Origin of the sequence: Sulfitobacter sp. 1A13496, assembly GCF_043557225.1 — a bacterium.
In the GTDB taxonomy this organism is placed as follows: domain Bacteria; phylum Pseudomonadota; class Alphaproteobacteria; order Rhodobacterales; family Rhodobacteraceae; genus Sulfitobacter; species Sulfitobacter faviae.
The window spans coordinates 97,851-121,027 of the sequence record NZ_JBIFFP010000003.1 but is presented as its reverse complement, the minus strand read 5'-3'; the positions used below and the strand labels follow the sequence as shown (position 1 = coordinate 121,027).

Here is a 23,177-nt window from a genome sequence, read left to right as displayed (position 1 = left end):
TAGCCGGTTCCGACGCCGGGGTATAGATACCCCGGTCGCCTGTCGCGAAGTTACGTTACGGCTAGTGATGTTTTACGGGAAGATCAAGATGTTAAGGGGTGGCGGGTGGGAGACCTCCCCCGCCACCCCTCCTGCGACCGCTGCAAACCGGCGGTCAGTCGGGGCCGCAAACCGCCTTAAAAATCCCCTAGCTTTGGCCGCCCGTTGACCGAAACATTGTCGATATCCTCAAGCTTAAAGCCGCGCACCAAGGACGGTATCATCATGCAGACCAGCACAAAGATCGGCAGCCCCACCACGGTGATCACCTGCTGCAAAGCGGTGAGCCCAGTGTCGCCCGTCAGCAGGATCAGCATCGCCGCGACCAGCCCTTCGGCAAGGCCCCAAAAGACCCGCTGGCGCACAGGGCCGGGTTTGGCATGGCCGGTGCAGAGCATATCGACGACCAGAGAGGCCGAGTCCGACGAGGTGGCAAAGAAGATCGCGACGATGATGATCGCCACGCCTTGGACGAAGAGCGTGAAGGGGAAATGCTCAAGAAAGACGAAAAGCGCGAGGGGGATGCTCTCTGCCACCGCCCGGCTGATCTCGCCCGCCTGATCGCCCATCGCTTCCCGCGCCGCCGTGCCGATGCCGTCAAAGCCGATGGCCTGCCAGCCGAAGATCGAGAACCAGATCAGCGTGAAGGCCGTCGGCGCAAGCAGAACGCCAAAGACAAATTCGCGAATGGTCCTGCCCCGTGAAATCCGCGCCACGAACAGCCCGATGAAGGGCGACCAAGTGACCGTCCACGCCCAGTAAAAGACCGTCCAATCCCCTTGCCAGCCCCAATCCCCGTTCGACGGGTTTCGATTGGCCAACATATCATTCCAAAAGGCCAGCCGCGGCAGGTTTTGCAGATAAAGCCCCGCGGTTTCGACAATGCCGCGCAAAAGAAACAGGGTCGATCCGGTCACCAGCACGAAGATCATCAGCAGAACTGCCATGCCGATGTTGATATTCGACAAGAGCTTCACCCCGCTGTCGAGCCCCGCCACGATCGAGCCGACGGCGACCATGGTCAGCACGGCGAGGATCATGATCTTCAAAAAGGTCGAAGCATCCCAGCCGAAAAGCTCGGACAGCCCCGCCGCGATCTGCGAAGAGCCGAGACCGAGGGACACCGCCACGCCAAAGATCGTGCCCAAGATGGCCACGATATCAATGGCTTTGCCCACCGGCCCGTGAATACCCTCACGCAGCAGGGGATAAAAAACCGAGCTGACGCGCACCGGCAGATCATAGCGGTTGATGAAATAGGCGAAGGCCAGACCGGGCAGCGTGAAAATCGCCCAAGTGTGCAGCCCAAGGTGATAGATCGCGATTGAAATCGCATCTTTCGCCGCCTGTTCCGAATAGGGTTCCACCCCCGGCAATGGCGGTTTCTGGAAATGGCTGATCGGTTCGGCCACGCCCCAGAACATGAGAACGGTGCCGATGCCCCCGGCGAAAAGCATGGTGAACCACGACAGGTTCGAATACTCCGGCTCAGAGCCTTTCGGCCCCAATCGGATATGGCCGTGGCGCGACGCGGCGGCCCAAATCAGAAAACCCAGCCAGACATTCACGCCAAGAATGAAGAACCAGCCGAGATTGGTCACGACCCAAGCCCGACCCACGGCAAAGATGTCTCCGATGGGTTCGGGCACCGCGATCAAGAGCAGAACGAAAAGCGCGGCGAGCCCGGCTGAAATGAAAAAGATGACCGGGTCCGTTTTCAGACCAAGACGCCGTGCGAGATTTTCCACCTATTTTTCCTTTGTTGTTCGTTTCCTTGGTCGGCCCTGCGCCCCCTTTAGGGCGTCACCGGAGCCTCACCTTTCGATGACATGTCCGGCTCATCACGGCTGCGGATCTCCATATTCCCGCGCCGACGCGGCAGAGCTTGGGGATGCTCTTTTTGCAGCCAGTCGATCATCTTCTCCCGGATTTCACAGCGCAGATCCCATGCCTGTGGTGAGGTCCGGGCGCTAACAAGACCGCGCACGGCGATACTGTCTTTCTCGGTCTCGGAAACCTGAAGGTTGACCACCTGCCCGTCCCATAGGGGGGAGGCTTTGGCCAGTTCCTCAAGCTTCGCGCGCATTTCGCCAATCGGCACCGTGTAATCGAGATACCAAAACACCGTGCCGATGATCGACGCGCTTTCGCGGGTCCAATTCTGAAACGGCTTTTCGATGAAATAAGACAGCGGCACCACCATGCGCCGCCAATCCCACAGACGCACGACGACATAGGTCGCGAAGATCTCTTCGATCCAGCCCCATTCGTCTTCGACGATCACCACATCTTCGAGCCTGATCGGCTGAGTGATGGCGATCTGAAGCCCCGCGATCAGATTGGTCAGCACCGGGCGGGCCGCCAGCCCGACGACCAGCCCCGCCGCCCCGGCCGAGGCGAAAAGCCCGGCCCCGTATTTCTGCACGCTTTCAAAGGTCAACAGCACCCCAGCGGCGGTGAAAATCCCCAAGATGATGGTCACGGTCCGGCGCAGCACGCGCGCTTGGGTCACGAACTTGCGGGCCGAAAGATTGTCTTCGACATCCAGCCGATGCCGCCGCACGGCGCGTTCGGCGAAATGATTGGTCAGCAGGATCAGCGTCCAGCCGACGAGGATGATCAGCAAGACCAAAAACAGATGCGCCGCCCCGTCCTGCCAGCCGTAGAGCCGGACATTGGGCAGAACCCAAGCGAGTGCTGCGACCACGGCGGCAAGGCGCAGCGGCCTGCGCGCCCGGCGCAGCAAGGACCGCCCGGTGATGTTCTTTTCCGAGATCACGCGGTCGAGGATACGGTATCCGATCCAATGCACCGCCAGCCCCGCCGCGCAGGCCAGAAGCACGGCAAGAAGGGGGCTGACGAAATCGGGTGCGGCCTCAAGCTGCGTTGAAATACCTGTCGCTATGCGGTCCAGCGTCTCCATCGCTTAGGCCCACCAAACCACCATCGCCAGCGTGGCCACGACAAGCAGCCCGGCCCAGAGGGTGCGATCCTGCCACAGCGGTTTCTCCCATTGGGTAAAGATCTCCTTGGCCTCTTCCCCCTGCCAAACGAGGTCTTCGATATTCTCTTTTTCCTTCGGCGAGGTGGCGTAGGAAATACCGAAATGCAGGATGATCCCGATGGTCATCATGATCGAGGACATCACCGTATAGTGGATTTCCGGCAGCCCCATATAGGCCCAGTAATTCGTCACCTCTTTCAGCACAAAAAGCGGAATGCCGATGATGAGGCCAAACATGATCGTCCAAAACGCGCCGTTGCCGTTCAACCGTTTGAACATCAGGCCGAGGATATAGACCACCACGATGGTCGGCACGATATAGGACAGCGAGGATTGGAAATAGCTGAACAGGCTTTCAAACCCGGCAATCATCGGGGCATAGATCGCACCAAAGACCATGACGCCCGCGGTGACCAGTTTGCCCATCCAGACCTGACGTTCTTCGCTCACGTTGAACATCGGCTCGGCAAAGTCCTTTACCACCAAGGTCGAGGCAGAGTTCAAGGCGGAGTCGAGCGAGGACATGATCGCCGCAATCAGCGCCGCCATGATCAGCCCGCGCACGCCAATCGGCATCAACTCAAACGCCAGCGTGGGGAAAGCAAGGTCAGGCGTTTCAAGATCGGGGTAGAGTTTGAGCGCAATCACCCCCGGCAGCACCATCAAAAAGATGTTCGGCAGTTTCAGGAAACCGGCGAAAATGGCCCCGATCTGCCCTTCCTTTAGGTCCTTTGCTCCCAATGTCCGCTGAACGACGAACTGGTTGATCGTCCAATAGTAAAAGCCCAGCAGGATAACGCCCAACAGCCCCGTCCACGGTAGGAAATCATCATCCGCGGGCAGGATCATATGGGTCATATCTTCGGGCGTGCCGGTGAACAGTTCCTCCCAGCCGCCGATCTCATCAAGGCCGATCCAGAACAGGGCGGCGGCCCCGATGATCAGCAAGATCGCCTGCACCGTATCGGTCACGACAACCGCCGAAAGACCGCCCAGAATGGTGTAGATGCCCGCGACCAAAGCCAGCACGGCGACGGCAGCCCAAAGGTTGAGGTAGCCGGTGACATTCGAGATCACCAACCCACCCGCATAAAGCGCGCCCGCCGTGTCGATGAACATGATGGCGAGGATGGTGAAAAGCGAAAACGCCCGACGTGAGCGGACGTCATAGCGCTCTTCCAGAAATCCCGGCACGGTCGAGATCTTGGCCCGCAGGTAAGACGGCAGAATGAAGATCGCGAATAGGATCAAGACCAGCGCCGCAGTCCATTCGTAATTGAAGATTACAACGCCATTCGCATAGGCCCCGCCCATCAGCCCCACAAAGCTGGAGCCGGACATGTTGGAGGCGAAAAGCGAGAAACCGATCAGATACCAAGGCAGCGACCGACCGGCGAGGAAGTAATCCTCAGACCCGCCTGATTGTTTGCGCGAAACGTAAATGCCATGGGCGACGACACCGATAAAATAAGCCACCACAATCGCATAGTCGATGACGTGTAGATCAAATTTCGCGCTCTCCATTATGTTCTCCTAGAATATTCTTTGCGCCTAATTCCGAGGTTGGCCCGCGCGGCCACTGGCTCAGTTATCCTCTTCCCAAGGCTCCATTTCCTGCAATTCCTTCTCCGTCGCCGAGACATAGGCCCGCAGATCGTCCCCGCCCAAACGGCGCAACTCGATCATATCCAGCGGCACGGCGACCTGCGTTTCGCCCAAGCCAAGGAAGCCGCCGATGTCTAGGATCACCATTTTGATCTGGCCATCTTCGCTAAAAGTGACCTGCGAAATTTCACCAATCCAATTGTCGTTTTGACCAAAGGTCGCCAGCCCGAGGAATTCTTCGGAATCCAGATCGCTCAATTTAACGATCTCGATCTTTTCGCCGCCCTCGCGCATATCGGCGGCACGCAGGCGCACGTCGTCTTCGTTGTATTCCGGTGCGGCTTTCAGGTCTTCTTTCTGCCCGGTAAAGAGCAGGAAGAACTCGTTCTCTTCATCCGCGTCCGGCAGGAAACGCAAGTCGTCGAGAGAGAGCACCCGCGTGACCCCCTTGCCCAGAAATCCGCCTGCATCGACGATGATGCCGCGCAGTGTCCCATCGCGGCTGATGACAACTTCGGAGATTTGCCCGGCCATGGTCCAGCCTTCCATGGGCTCTTTCAATTCTTCGAGGTCGATCTCGGCCAGCGGCTCATCCTTGGCGGGCAAAAACAGCTTGTGACCATTCAGGCTCGACAGGGCGATCATCGTGTCTTGGGGAATGAATTGCGGTGTCTCAGCCTCGGATCGCAGTGCCGTGGCGGCAAGGCTGCCAATCAGCGTAATTGCTAGAAGCGGCGCGTTTCTCATGATTATCTCCTGCTGAAAATTCGGTCGGGCAAAGCCGGTAGCATCATAGGAGTAACGGGATTTTGATGAGATAGTTCCCTTGTTACGTGAATTTAGAGAACCTGCACCGCAAGCGCGCCTGCGTAGATCACCAGAAGGCCGATACTCTCCCAACCAATCCCTTTGCGCTGCCGGAAGATCAGGCCAAGGATCAGAACCGCCGTCATCATCATCGCCACGGTGAGCCAAAACAGGTCATCCGCAGTGATTGCGTGATAGAGCGATCCGTCGCGATAGCCGATGTCCGACAGGGTGAGGAACAGCGTGTCGAACGTATTGCCACCGATGATCCCGCCCACGGCCAATTGCAGCGCCCCGCGCCGCACCGCGACCAAGGTGGTGACAAGCTCAGGCAGAGACGTAAGCACCGCCGTCATAGTCGCCCCCACCACTGTATCAGAAAGGTTAAACCGGTCCGAGATTTCCGCCGCAATCCGTGCCACGGCGAAACCGGAGAGGCCCATCAGCACCAGCAAGATCAAAAACGGCACGACCAAAGCGCCGACGGGTTTTGCAGCCTCTTCGTCGTCCTCAGGCTCATCCGCGCGGGTGTCCGAGGTGGACACTGGGTGCCACATCGGCTCTTCCCGCAGGCGAGCGGTGGCGCGCATCCCATAGGCGTAAAGCGCAAACAGCGCGATGCTGGCCGGGTGGATGCCCCAAAAGGCAACCTCCGGCGCGGTGAAGGCCATCAGCGGCACCGTTAGCAGCAGCAGCAAAAGCCCCGCCTGAAAGACATTCGCCAGATCGGCTGCCGCATGTTCCAGATTGGCCCGCCGGTAGATCATATCGGCCAAGGCCAGAAATGCCGTCTGCGCCGCGATGCCTCCGATGCCGTTCGAGAAAGCCAAAGACGCCCGCCCATCCAAAGCCGAGGTCAGAGAAACGACCGTGCCGGACATGGAGGTCGCGGCCCCCAGCAGCGCCGCGCCGACAAGCGCCTCGCCCCAGCCGGTCCGGTCCGCGATCTGGTCGCTGAGCCCCGTCATACGGTAGCCGGTCACCAGAATGATAAGCCCGGCGAGGCTGCCAAGAGCGAAGAGGATCGGGGTGGAAAGGCTTGCAAACATGCCCGGTCAACGCGCGAGGGGGCGATCCGTTCGCGCGAATTAGTAAAAATGTTCACAAAGTTCCGGAACCCCACGGGAAGTTTACCGTTGTTGTGATGCAGACCTATTTTTCAAGCGGAGCCGCAATTTATGGCAAAGCTCTTTTCACGGCGAGCTATTTTAGCCCAAATCGCACTTGGTACAGGTGCCGCGACTGTCGGATTACCGGTGCAACACGCATTTGCTGCGCGCGATGATCGGCCTTGGGCGTTTTTTACGAATGACGAAGCGCGGTGGATGGCCGCCATCGTCGATGTTTTCATTCCCCAAGATGAGTTTCCCTCGGCCTCTCAGGCCGGCGTGGTCGACTTTATCGATTACCAGATGGCCACGGCCTATGGCGCGGGGAAAGGGCTCTACCTTGAGCCGCCTTTTCCCGATGGGGCTGTGGCCGAACAGGGGTATCAGCTTGAGTTCACACCGGCCCAACTCCTTCGCCAAGGGATAGAACAGGCCCGCCAATTGGGGGATTTTGCCACGATGGATGCCACCGCCCGCGCCGATCATGTCGAAGATCTATCGAACCGGGATGATTTTATCGGCACTCTGATCGCCGAATTGTGGAAGCTGACGCGGCAGGGTTATTTCGCCGATCCGATCTATCTGGGCAATCATGATTACGCCGGCTGGCGCATGGTCGGGTTCCCGGGGGCGCATGCCTATTACACTGAGCGGGTGGACGAACACGAACGTTCGGTCACGCCGCCGCCGCGCGGCATTGGCCATGATCGTGGCGGCTCCCCCTATCCGCCCCGCGCGATTGGCGGAGGGTCCGAGTGATGGCACCCAGAAAACTTCCCAAAACGGATGTCTTGATCATCGGCGGTGGCTGGACCGGCCTGACCGCCGCCTACGAGTTGGCCCATGCCGGGCAGCGCTGCGTCGTGCTGGAGCGGGGCAAACAACGCCATACCGCCACATCCTTCGGCGCGCCCGAGGAGCATGACGAGCTTAAATACGCCCACCGTTACGAGCATATGGTCGACGTCAAGAAAGAGACGCTGACCTTTCGCAATAACCGTGACCAGCAGGCACTGCCGATGCGGCGGCTGGGGTCGTTCCTGCCCGGATCGGGCCTTGGCGGCGCGGGCATCCATTGGAACGGCCAGCTATGGCGGCCCCTGCCGTCTGACCTTGAGATGCGCAGCCACTACGAGGAACGCTACGGCAAAGATTTCATCGGCCCCGACCTAAGTATTCAGGACTGGGGCGTCACCTATGATGAGCTTGAACCGCATCTCGACTTTTTCGAGCGGATTTGCGGAGCCGCCGGGCAGGCTGGCAATCTAAACGGCGAGGCGCTTGCCGGGGGGAACGTTTTTGAGGGGCCGCGCAGCGCGGATTACCCCAACCCGCCAATGCGCCAGCCCATCTCCAACACGCTCTTTGGCAAGGCGGCCGAGCGGATGGGGTTGAACCCCTTCCCCATGCCTTCGGCCAATGTGACCAAAGCCTATGTGAACCCCTATGGCGCGCAGCTGCACCCCTGCACCTATTGCGGCTTTTGCGAGCGTTTCGGCTGCGGCTACTACGCCAAGGCCGACCCGATCATCTGCGTCTATGACCGGATCAAGGACCACGAGAATTTCGAGATCCGCCTGAACGCACAGGTGCTGCGCATCGAGAAAAGCGAAGACGGCAAGACCGCGACCGGTGCGATCTATCTTGATGAGAACGGCAAAGAGGTCTTTCAGCCTGCCGATACGATCTGCATGAACGCCTATGCGCTGTGGAACGTGCATCTGATGCTCGTCTCCGGCCTTGGCAAACCCTATGACCCCGAAACCCGCACCGGCGTCGTTGGGCGCAACTACAGCTATCAAACCGTGGCCGGGGTCGATGCCTTCTTCGACGACAGCGTGAAGACCGACCCCTATATGGGTGCGGGCGCGCTCGGCGTGGTGATCGACGATTACAACGGCGATAATTTCGACCATAGCGATCTGGGTTTCGTCGGCGGCGGTTATATCGCCTGCAAACAATACCATGGCCGCCCGATCGGCTATCAGCCGGTGCCCGAGGGCACGCCGAAATGGGGTGCGGAGTGGAAACGCGCGGTGCGCGAGAACTACAACCATCACGCCGATTTGGTGGTGCATGGCTCTTCGGTCTCGACGCCCGAGAATTACCTCGACCTCGATCCGACATGGACCGATGCCTATGGCCGCCCGCTGCTACGCATGACCTTCGATTTCCCCGAGAATGACCGCAAGATGTCAGACTATGTGATGCAGCGCGCGATGGAAGTCGCCCGCGAGATGGACAATGTGACTTCCGTTAGCGGCAGCAACAATGCGGCGATCGACAGCCACTATGACATCGTCCCCTATCAGACCACTCATAACGTCGGCGGCGCGGTGATCGGCACCGACCCCGAAACCAGCGTGGTCAACCGCTATGGCCAGATGTGGGACCATCACAACGTCTTCGTTTTCGGTGCCTGCCTGTTCCCGCAGAACCTTGGCTACAACCCCACAGGGCCGCTGATGGGCCTCGCCTATTGGACGCTTGAACACATGAAACGCGACTACCTGCCGAACCCCGGCCCCTTGATGGATGCCTAAGACAGATCGAAAGGACCGCCCCATGACATTCCGTACCGTTCTGACGACCTGTAGCGCGATCGCCGTTTTCGGCATTTCCGCCGGTTTCATCCGCGCCCAGAATTACGAGGCCGCCCCCGGCATCTCGGCGATGGAGCAACGTTTGCAAGACGACGTTCTGCGCTTCAACGCGACGGTCAACACCGAGGTCGACGACGATGTGCTGGAGCTGGGTCGGCTGGTCGCCATGGGCGGATCCGAGGCGGGCGACAGCGGTATGGCCTGCATCACCTGCCACGGCGGCGATGGCGCGGGCGACGGCTCGGGCGCCTTCCCCCGGCTGGCCGGTCAGGCCGGGTGGTACACCTATAAGCAGCTCAAGGACTATGCCTCGGGCGACCGGCAGAACCGCGTCATGTCGGGCATCGCCAATAAGTTGACCGAAGAAGAGATGGAGGCCGTCGCGGCCTATTACGCCACGATATCGGCCCCCTATACCCCGCCTTTGGGCGATGTGGATGGCATGACATTGCAATGGGGCGGCCAGCTTGGCGCTGTCGGCTCGGCTGAGCGCGGCGTGCCCGCTTGTGTAAATTGTCACGGGCCAAGCGGCCTCGGCAACCCGCCTTCGGTCCCGTACCTTGCCGGGCAATATGCCAGCTACATGGCGCATCAATTGCAGATGTGGAAAGAGGGCAAGCGCGACAACGACGTGGACAACGTCATGTCCGCCATCGCCAAGAAGATGACCCAGAAAGACATCGAAGCCGTCAGCGCCTATTACAACCGTGTCCGCCCGACGCAGCCGCTGCCGCCCGAGACGTCACCGCTGTTGGAGCCTTCCACGGCGCCGACGCAGTGAGCTGAGGCATGCGCGTCTTCACCGTCATATCGGTTCTGCTGCTGACTGGCCTCGCGATGGTCTGGTCGGCCCTGCCGCCGCAAAGCAGCCTTGCCGCCGCTGTGTCAGGACCGATCCGAGAAGCCTCGCAACAGGTGTCGGACTGGGCCCGGATCAACATTCGCCAAGGACTGGTGGAAAAGACCCCGGATTACGAAGCCGCCTCGCGCCGGTTTCTGGATGCCGACCCGCAGCGCGGGGTTGCCCTGATCCGGCTTCATGGCTGCGGCGCTTGCCACCGCGTGCCGGGGCTGCGCGATGCCCAAGGTACCGTTGGCCCTGATCTGCATGATTTCGCCCGACAATCCTATGTGGCGGGCGTCTTGCCGAACCGCCCCGGCGATCTGACCCGTTGGTTGATGAACCCGCCCGCCCATAGCCCTGAGACCGCCATGCCGAACCTTGGCCTGAAACGTGACGAAGCGCGCGACATTGCCGCCTATCTTCTGGGATCGGAGGTGCGCGAATGAGCGAGACCGCACAGTCCACGCTTGGCGAATACGGCGTGCAATCCGCCCTGGCGCCAGAGGGAGTCGGCGCCACGGCGATCAACGGGCTGACCATCGGCATGACGATCGCTTTCGGCGTGGTCTTCGTGCTGCTGCTGCTCTTCGTCTGGGGCGTCCTGGCCGGTAAGCTCGCCCCGCGCAAATGGTGGATCTGGGCGGGGGGCATTGCCCTGCCGCTCGTCTCGGTTCTGATCCTGATGGGCTTTTCCACCGTCATTCTGCAACGCATCACCTTGGAAGACCCAGAAGCGCTGGTCATTGAAGTGACCGGCAAGCAATTCTGGTGGGACGTGGTCTATGACCCCGAAGGCTGGGCCATGCGCGGCGCCAATGAGATCGTCATTCCCAAAGGCCGCCCGGTAACCTTTCGGCTGAAATCGAGCGACGTGATCCATTCCTTCTGGGTGCCCAAGCTTACCGGCAAGATGGATATGATTCCGGGCCGGGTGAACAGCTTGCCGGTCATGGCGACCGAAACAGGGCGTTTCCGCGGGCAATGCGCTGAGTTTTGCGGGCTGTCGCACCCCAAGATGGCCTTTGAGGTCGTCGTGATGGAGCCCGAAGACTTCGACGCTTGGATGCAGCGCAGCAGTGGCGAGGCGCGAGACGCGGCCACCACGGAGTTGACCCGCGGGCGCGATGTCTTTGTCGAGGCGGGATGCCCCGCCTGCCATACCATCCGCGGCGTGGCTGAGACCGGAACGCTTGGGCCCGACCTGACCCGCGTGGGCGCGCGCGGCAGCCTTGGCGCGGGGATGTACCGCATGAACCAAGGCACGCTCGCGGGTTGGATCGCGGACCCGACCGCGATGAAACCGGGGGCCAAAATGCCTTCTTACAACCATCTGCCGGGGCCCGACCTGCGCGCGCTCTCGGCCTATCTGGCGAGCCTTAAATGACGGACCGTAAAGCATATGTCGTGGATCTGCCCGAGGATCAGACCTATTCCGGCAGCGCCAAGGGCGCGCCTGACAAAGGGTTCGAGCGGATCTGGGACGCCCCACCGGGCATCCGCTATCTGTCCTCGGTCAGTCACCGGGTGGTGGGCAAACGCTTCCTCGTCACCGGCTTCGTCTTTTTCCTGATCGCTGGCTTCCTCGCCCTGCTGGTGCGCACGCAGCTCATCGTGCCGGACAATACTTTCCTCGATTCCGAGACCTACAATCAAGTCTTCACGATGCATGGCACGATCATGATGTTCCTTTTCGCGATCCCCATGCTTGAGGGGTTCGCGGTGCATCTCATCCCGCTCATGGTGGGCGCGCGCGACCTTGTGTTTCCGCGGCTCGGGGCCCTTGGCTATTACTGCTACCTCTTCGGCGGCATCATCGTGCTGTCGTCCTTCGTCTTTGACGCCGCGCCCGCGGGGGGCTGGTTCATGTATGTGCCGCTCTCGACCAGCGCCTATACGCAAGACCTCTCGGCGGATTTCTGGCTCATCGGCATCACTTTCGCCGAGATCGCCAGCGTGACCGCGGCGGTGGAGATCATCGCCGCGATCCTCTGCACCCGCGCGCCGGGGATGAGCCTGACCAAGATGCCGATCCTAATGTGGTATCTGCTGATCACCGCCTTCATGATCGCCGTGGGCTTTCCGCCGCTGATCATCGGCTCGATCCTGCTGGAGGCGGAACGACTGCTCGGCCTGCCCTTCTTCGACATTGCACTCGGCGGCGACCCGCTGCTCTGGCAGCACCTGTTCTGGCTCTTCGGTCACCCGGAGGTCTATATCATCTTTCTGCCCGCTGCGGGCATGGTGGCGACGATGCTGCCGACCTTCGTGGGAAAACCGCTTTTCGGATATGGCTTCGCCGTGGCGGCGGTGGTGACGATGGGTTTCCTCAGCTTCGGTCTCTGGGCGCACCATATGTTCGCCACGGGCCTGCCGGTGATGTCGCTGACGCTGTTCTCGGCCGCCTCGACGATGGTGGCAATCCCGACGGGGGTGCAGATCTTCTGCTTCCTCGCCACGCTGGCGCAGGGAAAGCCGCGGATGGAGGTGCCGATGCTCTTCATCCTCGGCTTCCTGTTCATCTTCGTGTTGGGCGGCCTCACCGGCGTGATGGTGGCCGCGGTGCCTTTCAACCTTCAGGCCCATGACAGCTACTTCGTGGTGGCGCATCTGCACTATGTGCTGATCGGCGGCTTCGTCTTCCCGATGTTCGGCGCGCTCTACTACTGGATGCCGCATTTCACCGGGCGGATGATGTCGGACACGCTGGGCCGCTGGGTCTTTTGGCTGATGTTCATCGGGTTCAACGTAACCTTCTTCATGATGCATCTCACCGGCATGCGTGGCATGCCGCGGCGGATCGCCAGCTACCCCGAGGGGCTGGGCTGGGACCGGCTTAACATGCTGTCGTCGATCGGCTCTTACATCCTCGCCGCGGGCGTGGTGCTCTTTGTCTTCGACTTCTTTTGGCACCAGCGTCACGGGCTGCGCGCGCGGCGCAACCCTTGGGGCGCGGGCACGTTGGAGTGGCTCTATCCGCCAATCCCGCCGGGGTTCAACTTCCACGCCATTCCCACCGTCCGCTCGCGTGAGCCGCTTTGGGATCAGCCCGAGTTGCTGGACCGCCCGGCCCATAAGGTCGAAGGCGCGCTGCGCCCCACCACCGACCACCGGCGCGAGACTATGGGCAATGACCCCGTGACCGGCGCGCCGATGCAGATCGTGCGCCTGCCCCATCCGACATGGGTGCCGCTGATCACGGCCTTCGGTCTGGCCCTTGGCTTTGGCGCGACGCTGGCTTCGGCCTATTGGCTGGTGGCGGTTGGTTTCGCCATCGCGCTGGCGGGGATCACCGCGTGGATTTGGGAGCCGTCGGACAGCGGCGTGCTGCGCGACAGCGGCTTGGGCAAACTGCGCCTGCCGGTCAATATCGTCGATCCGCGCAGTCACCTGCATTTGGCGGTGGTGGGCACCATGCTGATCTCCGCCGCGCTCTTTGCCTCCTTGCTCTTTGCCGGGCTTTACCTGTGGAACACCCAGCCCCATTGGGCCGAGACGACACCCGCCGCTGATCCGCTCATGGCGGGTCTGGCAGCCCTCGCCGCTTTGGGCCTGCTGCTGTTCAGCTGGGCCAGCCGCCGGGCGGCCTATGGGGCCAAGGTCAAATCGGTCATCGCCGTCGATCTGGGACTGGCCTTGGGGGCCATCGCCTTGGGCGCGCTGTTGTTCCTGTCGATCCAAGAGGTCGATCCCTATGGGTCGGCCTATGCCGCCGTGGGCTGGGCGCTCTTCGCCTTCGTGGCGGGATACCTTGCCGTGGTGCTCTACTGGTCCCTGATCAATGCGCTGCGCAAGGCCGTTGGCGCGGTTCAGTCGGGGCAGATGCTGCCCAACCTGCTGATCGCCACATTCGCCAAGGTGGTGGCCATCATGGGCGGGGTCACGGCGGCGGCCTATCTGCTGGCAGGAGGCGCGATATGAGAGGTCTGACCAAAGGCATCGCCAAACCGGCCCTGCTCTGGGCGCTGCATTTCACGCTGATCTACGCGCTGATCTCGGCCGCCTGCGCGCCGCGCGCGCTGCTGGGGCAGGACCACCTGCTGATCATCGCCGTCGTGCTGACGCTTGCCATGGCGATGGTGCAAATCTTTTGGATGTGGCGGGGCGCGCATAGCGGACGGCGGTCGGACCTGAACCGGGATGAGACCGCCCTTTTGCGCGCGGGATGGTGGACCGGGCTGATCTCGCTCATCGCCACGCTGGCCAATCTAACCCCGGTGCTGATCCTGCCCGGCTGCCACGGATAGAGAGAGAGGAGACCCCTCATGCAACAGGACGCCTATACCCCATTCTGCGGCACACCGCCCCTCCCCGGAGAGCTTTTGACCCGCTGGACCCTCGACCCCTTTCTGCTGGTCGGGCTGCTGGCATTCGCGGCCCTGCTCTGGACGCGGGCCGAGCGGCGGGGCCAAGCGCTGAGCGGTGCTGCGCTGGTGGCCTTCTTGTTCATCTCCCCGCTCTGCGCGGCCTCAATGGCGCTATTCTCGGCCCGGGTGGGGCAGCATATTCTGCTCACGCTGATTGCCGCACCGATGATCGCGGCGGCGCTGCCGAAGGTACGGCTGCTGCTCTGGCCTCTCGCCTTGGTCTTTGCCCTGCTGTTTTGGGGGTGGCACAGCCCGACGCCCTATGCGGCGACCCTGCAATCCGACCTTGTCTATTGGGCGATGCATCTGTCGCTGACGGGCTGCGCGATTGCACTCTTCATGGGGTTTCGCGGGGCCGGGGCGCAGGCGGCGGTGCCTGCGGTCTTTACCGCGGCACAGTTGACCGCCTTTGCGGTGACCCTCACCCTCGCCCCCACGGTGTGGCATGGCTGGCACGAGCTGACCGCCCTGCCCTACGGGCTCTCGGCCTTGGCCGACCAGCAACTCGCGGGCGCGTTGATGTGGGTCGCGGGCGGCGGGCTGTTCATGGTGTTGGTGGCGCTTCAGGTGCGGCAACTGTTGCGGCAAGATACACTGGCCCAAAGCGCGGGCTGAGCGGATCAGTCTGTCGCGAAGGCTTTGGTCAGGTCTTCCTGCCTGTCGCGCGGCAGAACCACGATCAGCACGTCGCCCGTTTGCATGGTGACATCCCGCCCCGGCAATTGCTCTTCCCCATCCCGGATCAGGGCCACAACGCGGCCTTGGCCCGGCAGGTCCAACCGTTCCCCGGCCAAGCGATCAGGCACGGTGACGCGGGTCAGCAACAGATCGTCCTTTAGCAGCGGATCTTTCATCGCATCGTCATCGCCTGTCAGCATGTCGACGATGTCTTCGGCCACCTTGGCATGGGGGTTGATCACGTCGTCCAAGCCCAACTCGCAACAGACCCGCAGCAGCGCGTTCGAGGTGATCTGCGGGATCACGCGGCCATAGCCGATGGACCGGCCAATGAGCGCCGCCAGAATGTTGATCTCGGAGGCGTTGGTTACGGCGATGCACACATCGTCTTCGTCGCGAAAGGCTTCGCGCAGCACGTCTGGGTTGCTGCCGTCGCCCTCTATCATGCCGCAGTCGATCCGCTCTGCCGCCTGCTCCAACAACTCGCGCGACTTGTCGATCAACACGACCTCGCGGTCGGTTTCGATCAACTCCTCCGCAATGGCGAGGCCAAAGCTCGACGCGCCGATGATGACGATACGCATGGGTAATCTCCTAACTTGGGCGGGTCCAACTGCGTGGCAGCAAAAGCGCCAGCACCGCGATGAATTCCAATCGGCCCAGCCACATGGCGAAGGCGACCGAGAGTTTCAGATCGCCGGGCATGTCCGCACCCACCGCCCCGGTTGAGAGGCCAACGGTCGAAAGCGCTGAAATCGTGTCGAACAAGGCCGGCAACGGGGGGTAGCCATGGGCCACGAAGTGAAACCACAAGAGCCCCGCAAAGCTGAAATAGATGAGCACCAGCGCCAAAAGCGACACGACCGCTTCGGTCGAGACGGGCCGCCCACTGTGGCGCAGGGGGGCGATGGCATGTTCAGTGAGCCGCACATGCTGCACCGCATGGACCACGGCGCCAATACAGACATGCAGACGGCTAAGCTTGAGCCCCCCCGCCGTCGATCCGGCATCGCCGCCCCAAAGCATCGCCAGCAACAGGATCAGCAACGCGGGACCGGCATCATAGACCGGCCCCGTGGAAAACCCCGCCGTTGTCAGCCCCGAAATCAGGTTCAGCGCATGGGCGTAGAGGCTGAGCTCGCGATCTTGGGAAGTGGTCAGCACCGCGGCGAGGTAAATGACTAAGGCCAGCGCAATCGCCACGAGCACCCGCTGGACCGAGCCGAGTTTCCACGCTTCACGGTGCCGCCCCTGGCCGACAAAGACAAAGACCAGCAGCGATATCGCGCCCAAGACGCAGGACAGAATGACCATGCCCTGCCCGAGCGGCGAATAGCTGGCCAGACTGTCGGGGCGGGGCGAAAACCCTGCGGTCGAAATCGCGGCGAGGGTCAGCACCAATGCCTCACGCCAATCGGGGATCACCAGCATGGTGAGCAGCACCATGACCAAGGTCAGCGCGCTATAGACGGTCAGAAGCTGCCGCGCCTGCTCTCGGGTTGAGGAAATGCGATCCCCCTGTTGGATATCGACCCGCCCCAGCCGCCGCGCCGGGCGGCCCCGCGGCAGCAGCAGGGCCAGCACCGCCGTAGCGATCACCAGACCGCCGCACCACTGCATCCAGCCGCGCAGGACGTGCCCCGCGAAAGGCCAGCTTTCCGCCTCTTGCGCGACCGTAAGGCCGGTGGTGGTGATGCCGCTCACCGCCTCGAAAAACGCATCTATGGGGGGCATGCCAAGGGTGACGAAAGCGGGTGTGGTCAACAGCGCGGCGATGAGAAAGACCAAAGCCACGGTCATCATCGCTTCCATCCCGCGCAGATCATCGGGCAGCGGGCGCGACCGCACCGCGACATGCACCACGCCGGATAGGGCCACCGGCGCGAGCAAGACCAGCGCCAGCAGCAAGTCCCCCTCGGCCAAGGCCCAAGCACCGGGTGGCAGGCACAGCGCGCCAAAGATCGGCGCGTGTTTGCCGAGTGTCAGCGCAATCACACGCGGCCGCGCGACGGTCATCACGGTCGAGGAACCCGACCGGAAGAAAGAGGCCGGGCGAATTGCCATCAGCTTGGGGCCATCTGTATCCGTGGTGGTGCAGCTTTATTCCGCATCAGGCGGCGTCTGCTGGTAGTATAGGGCAACCGCGCGGATTTCCTCATCGCTAAGCGATTTGGCGATGTCTTCCATGACGTTAAGCGGTCCGTTCGCCCGGTCGCCGTTCTGCCAAGCCACCAGTTGATCGGCGATATACTGCGCCGATTGCCCTGCCAAACGCGGAATCGCCGCGCCGCTTGTGTCGCTGCCACCGTGGCATTGGTTGCAGGCTGGCACGCTGTCACTGCCAGAAGCCGCAAGCGCGCCGCCCTGTTGCACCACATCCGTCGGGGCACCGTGATCGAACTTGGACAGTTTCGGCGCGACGGAGGCGTAGTAATCCGCCACGGCCAAACGCTCTTCTTCAGTCAACTGCGTGGCGATGGGCACCATGATCGGGGAAAACCGTTCACCCGCCATGAAAGCCTGAAGCTGCGCTTCGATATAGTCAGCAGGCAACCCGGCCAGACCGGGCATCTCGCCCAAGCCTGCGCCTGCGTCATCCAGCCCGTGGCAGGCCATGCATTTCATGCCGACACCGCCCTGCTGCGCGCCACCCGAGGCGACGGTGCGGCCCAAAACGGTATCGGGAGCACGTTCCACGCCGCCGTCATCGACATCATCAAACAGCGGTGGCGGAGACTGCGCCGCAGCGGCACAGGCGATGAAGGTGGCAAAGGGAACAAGAATTGAAAGTCGCATGGTCTACCCCTCCTCCAGATCGGCGAACTCGGCCCGCATACGCTTGACCTCTTCGGCGGTGACATCGCCTTCGTAGTCATTGCCCAAGTTGGTTTGGATGTAGGACACGATCGCGGCCACCTGTTCATCATCCAGCCAATCGGCAAAGGCTGGCATGGCGCCATTGCCTTCGAGGATCAGGTTGACCGGATAGCGCTTGTGCCCCAGCCGCGGGTTGGCGGCCAAAGCGGGGTATTTCCCGGCCCCATATGCCCCCTCGCCCTCTGGCCCGTGACAGCCCGAACAGGCGCGGCGGTAAAGATCGGACCCCTCGCTATCGGTGAATTTCTCGGTGGTGGAGCCCAGATCACGCCGGCCGACATCGACCTGAGAATTGTCCTCCTGCGCAAGGCCCGGCGTGGCGAGCGCCATGAGCAGGGGAAAGATCAGATAACGCATGGTTCAACCCTCCTTCACCGCGCGGTCATGGACCTGTCGCACCGCATCCAGCGCCGAAAGCAGAGAGCCTTCCTGCCAGCCCGGCAGATAGCTGATATGCTCCCCCGCGCAGACGAAACGGTTGTCCATGGTCGCGGCGATCTGATAATCGCGGCCCCGGTCATCCCAATCGGAATAACAGCCCAGCATCCACGGCACCCGGTGCCAGCTCAGCACCACACCGCTGCTGAATTCATCCCGGTACTGCGGGTGGATCCGCGCGCCCTGCTCCAACACGGTTTCAAGCCGCTCTTCGGGCGACATCGAATTGAAGGCATAGGCATGTGGCCCATAGGCATAGCAGCCCAGCAGCACGCCCGGCCCAGCGGAATGCATCTCAGCCGAGGGATAGCTGATCTCAGCAATCGGCAGGTCGGTCAGGGTGATGCCGCCGTAAATCTGCTCATCCCGTTCCCAAAAGCGGCGCTTCATCTCAAGCCCGGCTTTCACCGCCTCATGGTAATGCAGCGCCCGCATGACGCGGCGCATGTCGGCAGAGACATCGACATCAAGCTGGCTGAGCACGGTGAAGGGGATGGTACAGATACAGTAATCCGCCGTTTCAACCCCGCCCTCGCCTTCGCCATCGGCGCTCGAATACTCGACCTCGACACCGCTCTCGGTCTGTTTGATGCGGTCGACCTTGGCGTTATAGGTGATCATATCCTCCACCTCGCGGGCAAAGGCATGGGCGATCTCTTCCATGCCGCCCACGGGCTGGAACATCGGCGCATGGTGGCGGTAGGTCGTGTGGTTGCGCATCTTTTCCCAAAAGCGGGATTTCAGCAGGTCTTCCAAGGCAATCGGCTCAGAAGGTTCGGGCGCGGCGTTGTAAAGCCCCCCGCCCGGCGCGCCATTCTCAGGATAGCCGCGGTATTCAGCGGTATCGAGACTGGCCTCATAGCTGTAATTGTTGTTCAGGATGCCAAATGATTTCAGGGATTCCAAAAGGATTTCAGTGTCCTCTTTGGTCAGCGCGCTATCAAGCCGCCCTTTATCGACCGATTTGGCCAGCAATTCCGTGATCTGGCCCACGTAATCCGCCCAAGCATGGCCATAGCGAATTGGTTTGCCGTCAAATGCCGTTTGCGAATGGAGATAGGCGTTTTGGTTTTCCTGAACGAATACTTCGAGCGGGACGTTCAACCGGTGGCAATAGTCCAAGAGCGCCAGATGGTGATGCGGGATGCGCCACGGGCCGATGTTGATATATTGCCCTTTGGAGAATTCGACCTTTTGCTTATAGCCGCCCAATTCTTCGAATTCATCGCCGCCTTTGAGGGTCCAACAGCGGCCCCCGGCGCGCTTTTGATACTCTAGGATGCTGACTTCGTAGCCCGCGTTGCGCAGTTCCAGCGCGGCGCACATGCCCGCAAGACCCGCCCCCAGCACAACAACCTTGCGCCCCTGAGGCGCGCCGGAAAGTTCGATGGGGCCTTTGTAAGGGCTTTGCCGGGCATGCCCGAGGGAGGACATGGCGTGCAGCATGGTGGAGGAACCAGCGGCCAGACCGATCATTTTCAAAAGATCGCGCCGTGATGGGGGCCGGACGTTGGAGGGGTGGGACATAAAGACCGCTCCTATTTCAGGTAAATTTTTTGACCAATTAACGAAAGAACGCCCGCCACAGGTCATTGTTCCAAGAAGGTCGGAAAAATCACGATCCGCCGCGCTTGAGTTTCATTGCATCAAGCAGGACATTGACCTGCGCGGCGTCCTGCGGCGGCACGAGGCCGGTCGCATCTTTGCCTTCCAAGGTGTCCAAAAAAGGCTCCACCCCCTCGCCCGCATCAAGCGGGGGAAGCTCTATGCTCTCGACCGGTTTCTGCTGGCCTCTGCGACCGAAATCCAGCACGCCCGCCCGCAAACGCGCCCAACCGGCCTCGCCCACGATGTCCAACTCAAGGCGCATTTCGCTATCCGTCCAGCCTGCCTCAACCACGCCGGTGGCGGGTGGGGTCGCGAAATGGATCAGGGCCGCGCCGTGGTCATCCACCGGCCAGCCAAGCGCGTTGCCCGTGACCGCATGGCCCGAGGCGATGGGGCCGACGAGCCACTGCAAAAGGTCGATGACATGCACCACCTCATCCACGAACCCGCCATAGCAGGCCCGCGCCGGGTCGGTCATCCAGCAATCGAGGTCGAGCCAATCGGCATAGCCGCCGTCATGGGAAAAGCGTCCGCGGGCCTCTAGCACCTGGCCCAATGCGCCCCGCGCGATACTCTCGTGCAGGTGGTTGAGCGCCGCGGATTTGCGCAGGAAATACCCCGTCGCCAAGACCAAACCCTTTTCGCAGGCCAAATCAGCGCAGCGGCGCGCCGCTTCGGCGCTGCCCGCCATCGGCTTTTCGACAAAGACCGGCAGACCGGCGTTCAGGGCGGCGGTGATGTCCTCCTCATGAAACACCGTTTCGCTGCACACAATCGCGCCGCGCACATCCAATCGGGCAAGGTCAGTCAGCGCGACCCGGCTGGCCTTGAGCTGGCTACAAAGCGCCTCTTGGCGCGCTTCATCCCGGTCGAAAACCTGAGAGACGCGCCAGCCGCGCTGTGCGATATGCGCCAGATGGTCGGACAGATGCACATGCGCCCCGCCGAGCAGAACCAAATTCTTGTCAGTTGTCATAACTGTTTCCCCCCGCATCAATCGCCCAACAGAAAACGCGACAGCGTGATCTGAACCGCGAAAACAGTGTCGCCGCCTTCGGTGTGGTTCACGTAGCTGAGCAATGACGCATCGAGCGGCGCGTTGCCCTCGTCGAGATCGTAGTTCACCCCGACCTCATAGCCCGTATAATCCAAAATATCGTCCCGCTCGACAAAGGCATAAGCATCAACCCGGTCGTTGAACGTATAGCCGCCTTCGAGCTTATAGACCCAATCGCCCCGCTCCGGCTCGACCCCCAGATCAACGGTGGCCCGCCACTCTTCGCTCACGCTATAATCGAATTTGCCATGCAACTCGCCCCGCACATCGCCCGTCTCATCGCGCAGAAAGCGGGTGTAATAGGCGTCATAGGCCAGTTTGTCCGTTAGATCGCCACGGTGGCCCAGCGTCAGTTCGAATTGCGCGTCATCCCTTGGGTCGTCCAGCGATAGAACGAGGGCGTGGAAATAGGCCGGGCCATAGGCGACCTCCGCAAAAGCCTCGATCTCCGCGCTTTCGGCGGCACCGGGGCCATCGTTGAGACGGTAAAAGAATTTCGGCGTGACGCCCACCTCTAGGCTCCAATCCGAGGCGGAGGTGTTCCGCTCCATCTCAGGGGCTGTGGTGGTTGTCTGATCCACCGTTTGCGCCAAGGCCCCAGCGGGGGCCAGAAGGCATATGAGCGATAGGGTTTTGTGAAACTGTGGCATCCTTTTCTGCCTTTCTATGAAATCGGTTAATATTCGCGGGGTCTAATCTGCCCCTTCTGCGTGCGTGAGATGGCGCCCGGAAAATGCCCGGGCGATACGAAAAAGCAGCGCGATTTTCTCGCGCTGCTTTGCCGTTCACTTCTCTTGCTTCACCACCTTTTGCGGGTTCTTTGGATCGAACTCCTCGGGGCGGTGCGCCGCGCCCTCGTGGTCGTCCTGCGCATTGTGGCGCTCACGATGGGGCGGGCGTTTCTCTTTGGCGTGATCTGGCTCGTTTGGCATGTCACTCTCCTTTTTTGCTATGCAGCAGCCTGCATGCCGGGTTTGAGGACCACTTTGGTCCAGTCGTTCTGATCGAAGCGGAAGTTGTGATAGCCCTTGGCGGCGTGCTCCAGCGGCAGGCGGTGGCTGATCATGAAGCGGGTGTCGATCTCGCCCTCGGCGATGCGGTGCAACAGCTCCTTGGTGTAGCGCTGCACATGGGTCTGGCCGGTGCGGATTTGCAGACCTTTCTCCATCATCGCGCCCAAGGGGAACTTGTCGAGGAAGCCGCCATAGACACCGGGGACCGAGACGCGACCGCCCTTGCGGCAAGCCATGATCGCTTCACGCAGCACATGGCCTCCGTCAGCACCGACGCCGACCACCTGTTTGACGTTGTCCATCATCGTATCGGGCGCGAAACCGTGGCTTTCCATGCCGACCGCATCAATCACCGCATCGGGGCCGTGACCGCCCGACATCTCCATCAGCGCCTCCAGCACATGGGTCTGGGTGTAGTCGATGACCTTGGCCCCCATCTGCCGCGCGAGGTTCAGCCGGTTCGGGTAGTGGTCGATCGCGATGACCTGCGCGGCCCCCATCTTGAGCGCGCTTTGCACGGCGAAAAGCCCCACCGGGCCGCAGCCCCAAACGGCGACGGTGTCGCCCTCTTCGATGTCGGCGTTTTCGGCGGCCATCCAGCCGGTCGGGAGAATATCCGACAGGAATAGCACATCGTCATCGTCGAACCCTTCGGGAATGACTATCGGGCCCACGTCAGAGAAGGGCACCCGCACATATTCTGCCTGTCCGCCGGGATAGCCGCCGGTCAGATGAGAATAGCCAAACAACCCGCCGACCGCGTGGCCGAATTGCTTTTCAGTCAAATCCTGTTTGTCCGCCGGGTTGGAGTTGTCGCAGGCCGAATACTGGGTCTTTTTACAGTGAAAGCAGGAGCCGCAGGAAATGGTGAAAGGCACCACCACCCGCTGGTCTTTCTTAAGGGTGCTCTTGGGGCCGGTCTCGACCACCCGGCCCATGAACTCATGGCCCAGAATATCGCCCGCCATGACGCCGGGGATCACGCCATCATAAAGGTGCAGGTCAGAGCCACAAATCGCGGTCGAGGTGACCTCGATAATGGCGTCGCGGGGGTTGACGATTTCCGGGTCGGGGACCGTATCGACCCGCACGTCGTGCTTGCCTTGCCATGTCAATGCGCGCATGTCTCTC

Annotated in this window: 22 protein-coding genes; 8 read left to right on the top strand and 14 right to left on the bottom strand. The window is 61.5% G+C overall.

Features of this window, described 5'->3' with window-relative positions; translation table 11 throughout:
- Positions 1-176: 176 nt before the first annotated feature.
- The 5 genes from ACGYLX_RS09265 to ACGYLX_RS09245 form a co-directional block, all read right to left on the bottom strand.
- Positions 177-1,787 (bottom strand): BCCT family transporter, encoded by a 1,611-nt coding sequence (locus ACGYLX_RS09265; protein WP_394419048.1) that lies wholly within the window; start codon positions 1,785-1,787, stop codon positions 177-179.
- A gap of 47 nt (positions 1,788-1,834) precedes the next feature.
- The gene (locus ACGYLX_RS09260) at positions 1,835-2,962 is read right to left on the bottom strand and encodes a mechanosensitive ion channel family protein (protein ID WP_394448901.1); all 1,128 of its coding nucleotides are present in this window, start codon (positions 2,960-2,962) and stop codon (positions 1,835-1,837) included.
- Positions 2,963-2,965: 3 nt separating this feature from the next.
- Entirely contained in the window at positions 2,966-4,567 is a 1,602-nt protein-coding gene (locus ACGYLX_RS09255) for a sodium:solute symporter (RefSeq protein ID WP_394448899.1), read from the bottom strand.
- Between the two features lie 60 nt (positions 4,568-4,627).
- The gene (locus ACGYLX_RS09250; protein WP_394448896.1) at positions 4,628-5,395 is read right to left on the bottom strand and encodes a PRC-barrel domain-containing protein; all 768 of its coding nucleotides are present in this window, start codon (positions 5,393-5,395) and stop codon (positions 4,628-4,630) included.
- A 92-nt stretch (positions 5,396-5,487) separates the two neighbouring features.
- Entirely contained in the window at positions 5,488-6,504 is a 1,017-nt protein-coding gene (locus ACGYLX_RS09245) for a sodium:calcium antiporter (protein ID WP_394448894.1), read from the bottom strand.
- 207 nt (positions 6,505-6,711) lie between these two features.
- Between ACGYLX_RS09245 and ACGYLX_RS09240 the strand changes: the two genes are divergently transcribed.
- Genes ACGYLX_RS09240 through ACGYLX_RS09205 form a run of 8 tightly spaced genes read left to right on the top strand, consistent with a single transcriptional unit; the run spans position 6,712 to position 14,990 of the window.
- Positions 6,712-7,323: a gluconate 2-dehydrogenase subunit 3 family protein gene (locus ACGYLX_RS09240; protein ID WP_394448892.1), complete on the top strand. Its 612-nt coding sequence runs from the start codon at positions 6,712-6,714 to the stop codon at positions 7,321-7,323.
- Positions 7,323-9,107, top strand: coding sequence for a GMC family oxidoreductase (locus tag ACGYLX_RS09235; protein WP_394448890.1), 1,785 nt, complete (start codon positions 7,323-7,325; stop codon positions 9,105-9,107). Before ACGYLX_RS09240 ends, ACGYLX_RS09235 begins: the two co-directional genes overlap by 1 nt.
- Before the next feature lie 22 nt (positions 9,108-9,129).
- Entirely contained in the window at positions 9,130-9,948 is an 819-nt protein-coding gene (locus ACGYLX_RS09230) for a c-type cytochrome (protein ID WP_394448888.1), read from the top strand.
- 8 nt (positions 9,949-9,956) lie between these two features.
- Positions 9,957-10,457: a c-type cytochrome gene (locus ACGYLX_RS09225; RefSeq protein WP_394448886.1), complete on the top strand. Its 501-nt coding sequence runs from the start codon at positions 9,957-9,959 to the stop codon at positions 10,455-10,457.
- Positions 10,454-11,395 carry a cytochrome c oxidase subunit II gene (gene coxB / locus ACGYLX_RS09220; protein WP_394448885.1) on the top strand — a complete coding sequence of 314 codons (942 nt, stop codon included), beginning with the start codon at positions 10,454-10,456 and terminating at the stop codon, positions 11,393-11,395. The genes ACGYLX_RS09225 and coxB overlap by 4 nt, the downstream gene beginning before the upstream one ends.
- The gene (ctaD, locus tag ACGYLX_RS09215) at positions 11,392-13,929 is read left to right on the top strand and encodes a cytochrome c oxidase subunit I (protein WP_394448883.1); all 2,538 of its coding nucleotides are present in this window, start codon (positions 11,392-11,394) and stop codon (positions 13,927-13,929) included. Before coxB ends, ctaD begins: the two co-directional genes overlap by 4 nt.
- Positions 13,926-14,255 (top strand): hypothetical protein, encoded by a 330-nt coding sequence (locus ACGYLX_RS09210; RefSeq protein WP_271689213.1) that lies wholly within the window; start codon positions 13,926-13,928, stop codon positions 14,253-14,255. The genes ctaD and ACGYLX_RS09210 overlap by 4 nt, the downstream gene beginning before the upstream one ends.
- 18 nt (positions 14,256-14,273) lie before the next feature.
- On the top strand, positions 14,274-14,990 hold the full coding sequence (locus ACGYLX_RS09205) for a cytochrome c oxidase assembly protein (protein WP_394448881.1): 717 nt from the start codon (positions 14,274-14,276) through the stop codon (positions 14,988-14,990).
- A 5-nt stretch (positions 14,991-14,995) separates the two neighbouring features.
- Here ACGYLX_RS09205 and ACGYLX_RS09200 read toward each other — a convergent pair whose 3' ends face one another.
- From ACGYLX_RS09200 to ACGYLX_RS09160, 9 genes are all read right to left on the bottom strand, one after another.
- Positions 14,996-15,637: a potassium channel family protein gene (locus ACGYLX_RS09200; RefSeq protein ID WP_394448879.1), complete on the bottom strand. Its 642-nt coding sequence runs from the start codon at positions 15,635-15,637 to the stop codon at positions 14,996-14,998.
- A 10-nt stretch (positions 15,638-15,647) separates the two neighbouring features.
- Entirely contained in the window at positions 15,648-17,117 is a 1,470-nt protein-coding gene (locus ACGYLX_RS09195) for a TrkH family potassium uptake protein (protein WP_394448877.1), read from the bottom strand.
- Between the two features lie 36 nt (positions 17,118-17,153).
- Positions 17,154-17,849, bottom strand: a complete 696-nt coding sequence (locus ACGYLX_RS09190) for a c-type cytochrome (RefSeq protein ID WP_394448874.1) — start codon at positions 17,847-17,849, stop codon at positions 17,154-17,156.
- A 3-nt stretch (positions 17,850-17,852) separates the two neighbouring features.
- Positions 17,853-18,287 carry a c-type cytochrome gene (locus ACGYLX_RS09185; protein WP_394448872.1) on the bottom strand — a complete coding sequence of 145 codons (435 nt, stop codon included), beginning with the start codon at positions 18,285-18,287 and terminating at the stop codon, positions 17,853-17,855.
- A 3-nt stretch (positions 18,288-18,290) separates the two neighbouring features.
- The gene (locus ACGYLX_RS09180) at positions 18,291-19,895 is read right to left on the bottom strand and encodes a flavin monoamine oxidase family protein (protein ID WP_394448870.1); all 1,605 of its coding nucleotides are present in this window, start codon (positions 19,893-19,895) and stop codon (positions 18,291-18,293) included.
- Positions 19,896-19,983: 88 nt separating this feature from the next.
- A complete protein-coding gene (locus ACGYLX_RS09175; RefSeq protein ID WP_394448868.1) occupies positions 19,984-20,952 on the bottom strand; it encodes a Gfo/Idh/MocA family protein in 969 nt (322 codons plus the stop codon).
- 17 nt (positions 20,953-20,969) lie between these two features.
- Positions 20,970-21,614, bottom strand: a complete 645-nt coding sequence (locus ACGYLX_RS09170) for a hypothetical protein (protein WP_394448866.1) — start codon at positions 21,612-21,614, stop codon at positions 20,970-20,972.
- 204 nt (positions 21,615-21,818) lie between these two features.
- Positions 21,819-21,965 carry a hypothetical protein gene (locus ACGYLX_RS09165; protein ID WP_156505615.1) on the bottom strand — a complete coding sequence of 49 codons (147 nt, stop codon included), beginning with the start codon at positions 21,963-21,965 and terminating at the stop codon, positions 21,819-21,821.
- A 17-nt stretch (positions 21,966-21,982) separates the two neighbouring features.
- Positions 21,983-23,170, bottom strand: a complete 1,188-nt coding sequence (locus tag ACGYLX_RS09160; RefSeq protein WP_394448864.1) for a zinc-dependent alcohol dehydrogenase — start codon at positions 23,168-23,170, stop codon at positions 21,983-21,985.
- Positions 23,171-23,177 lie beyond the last annotated feature (7 nt).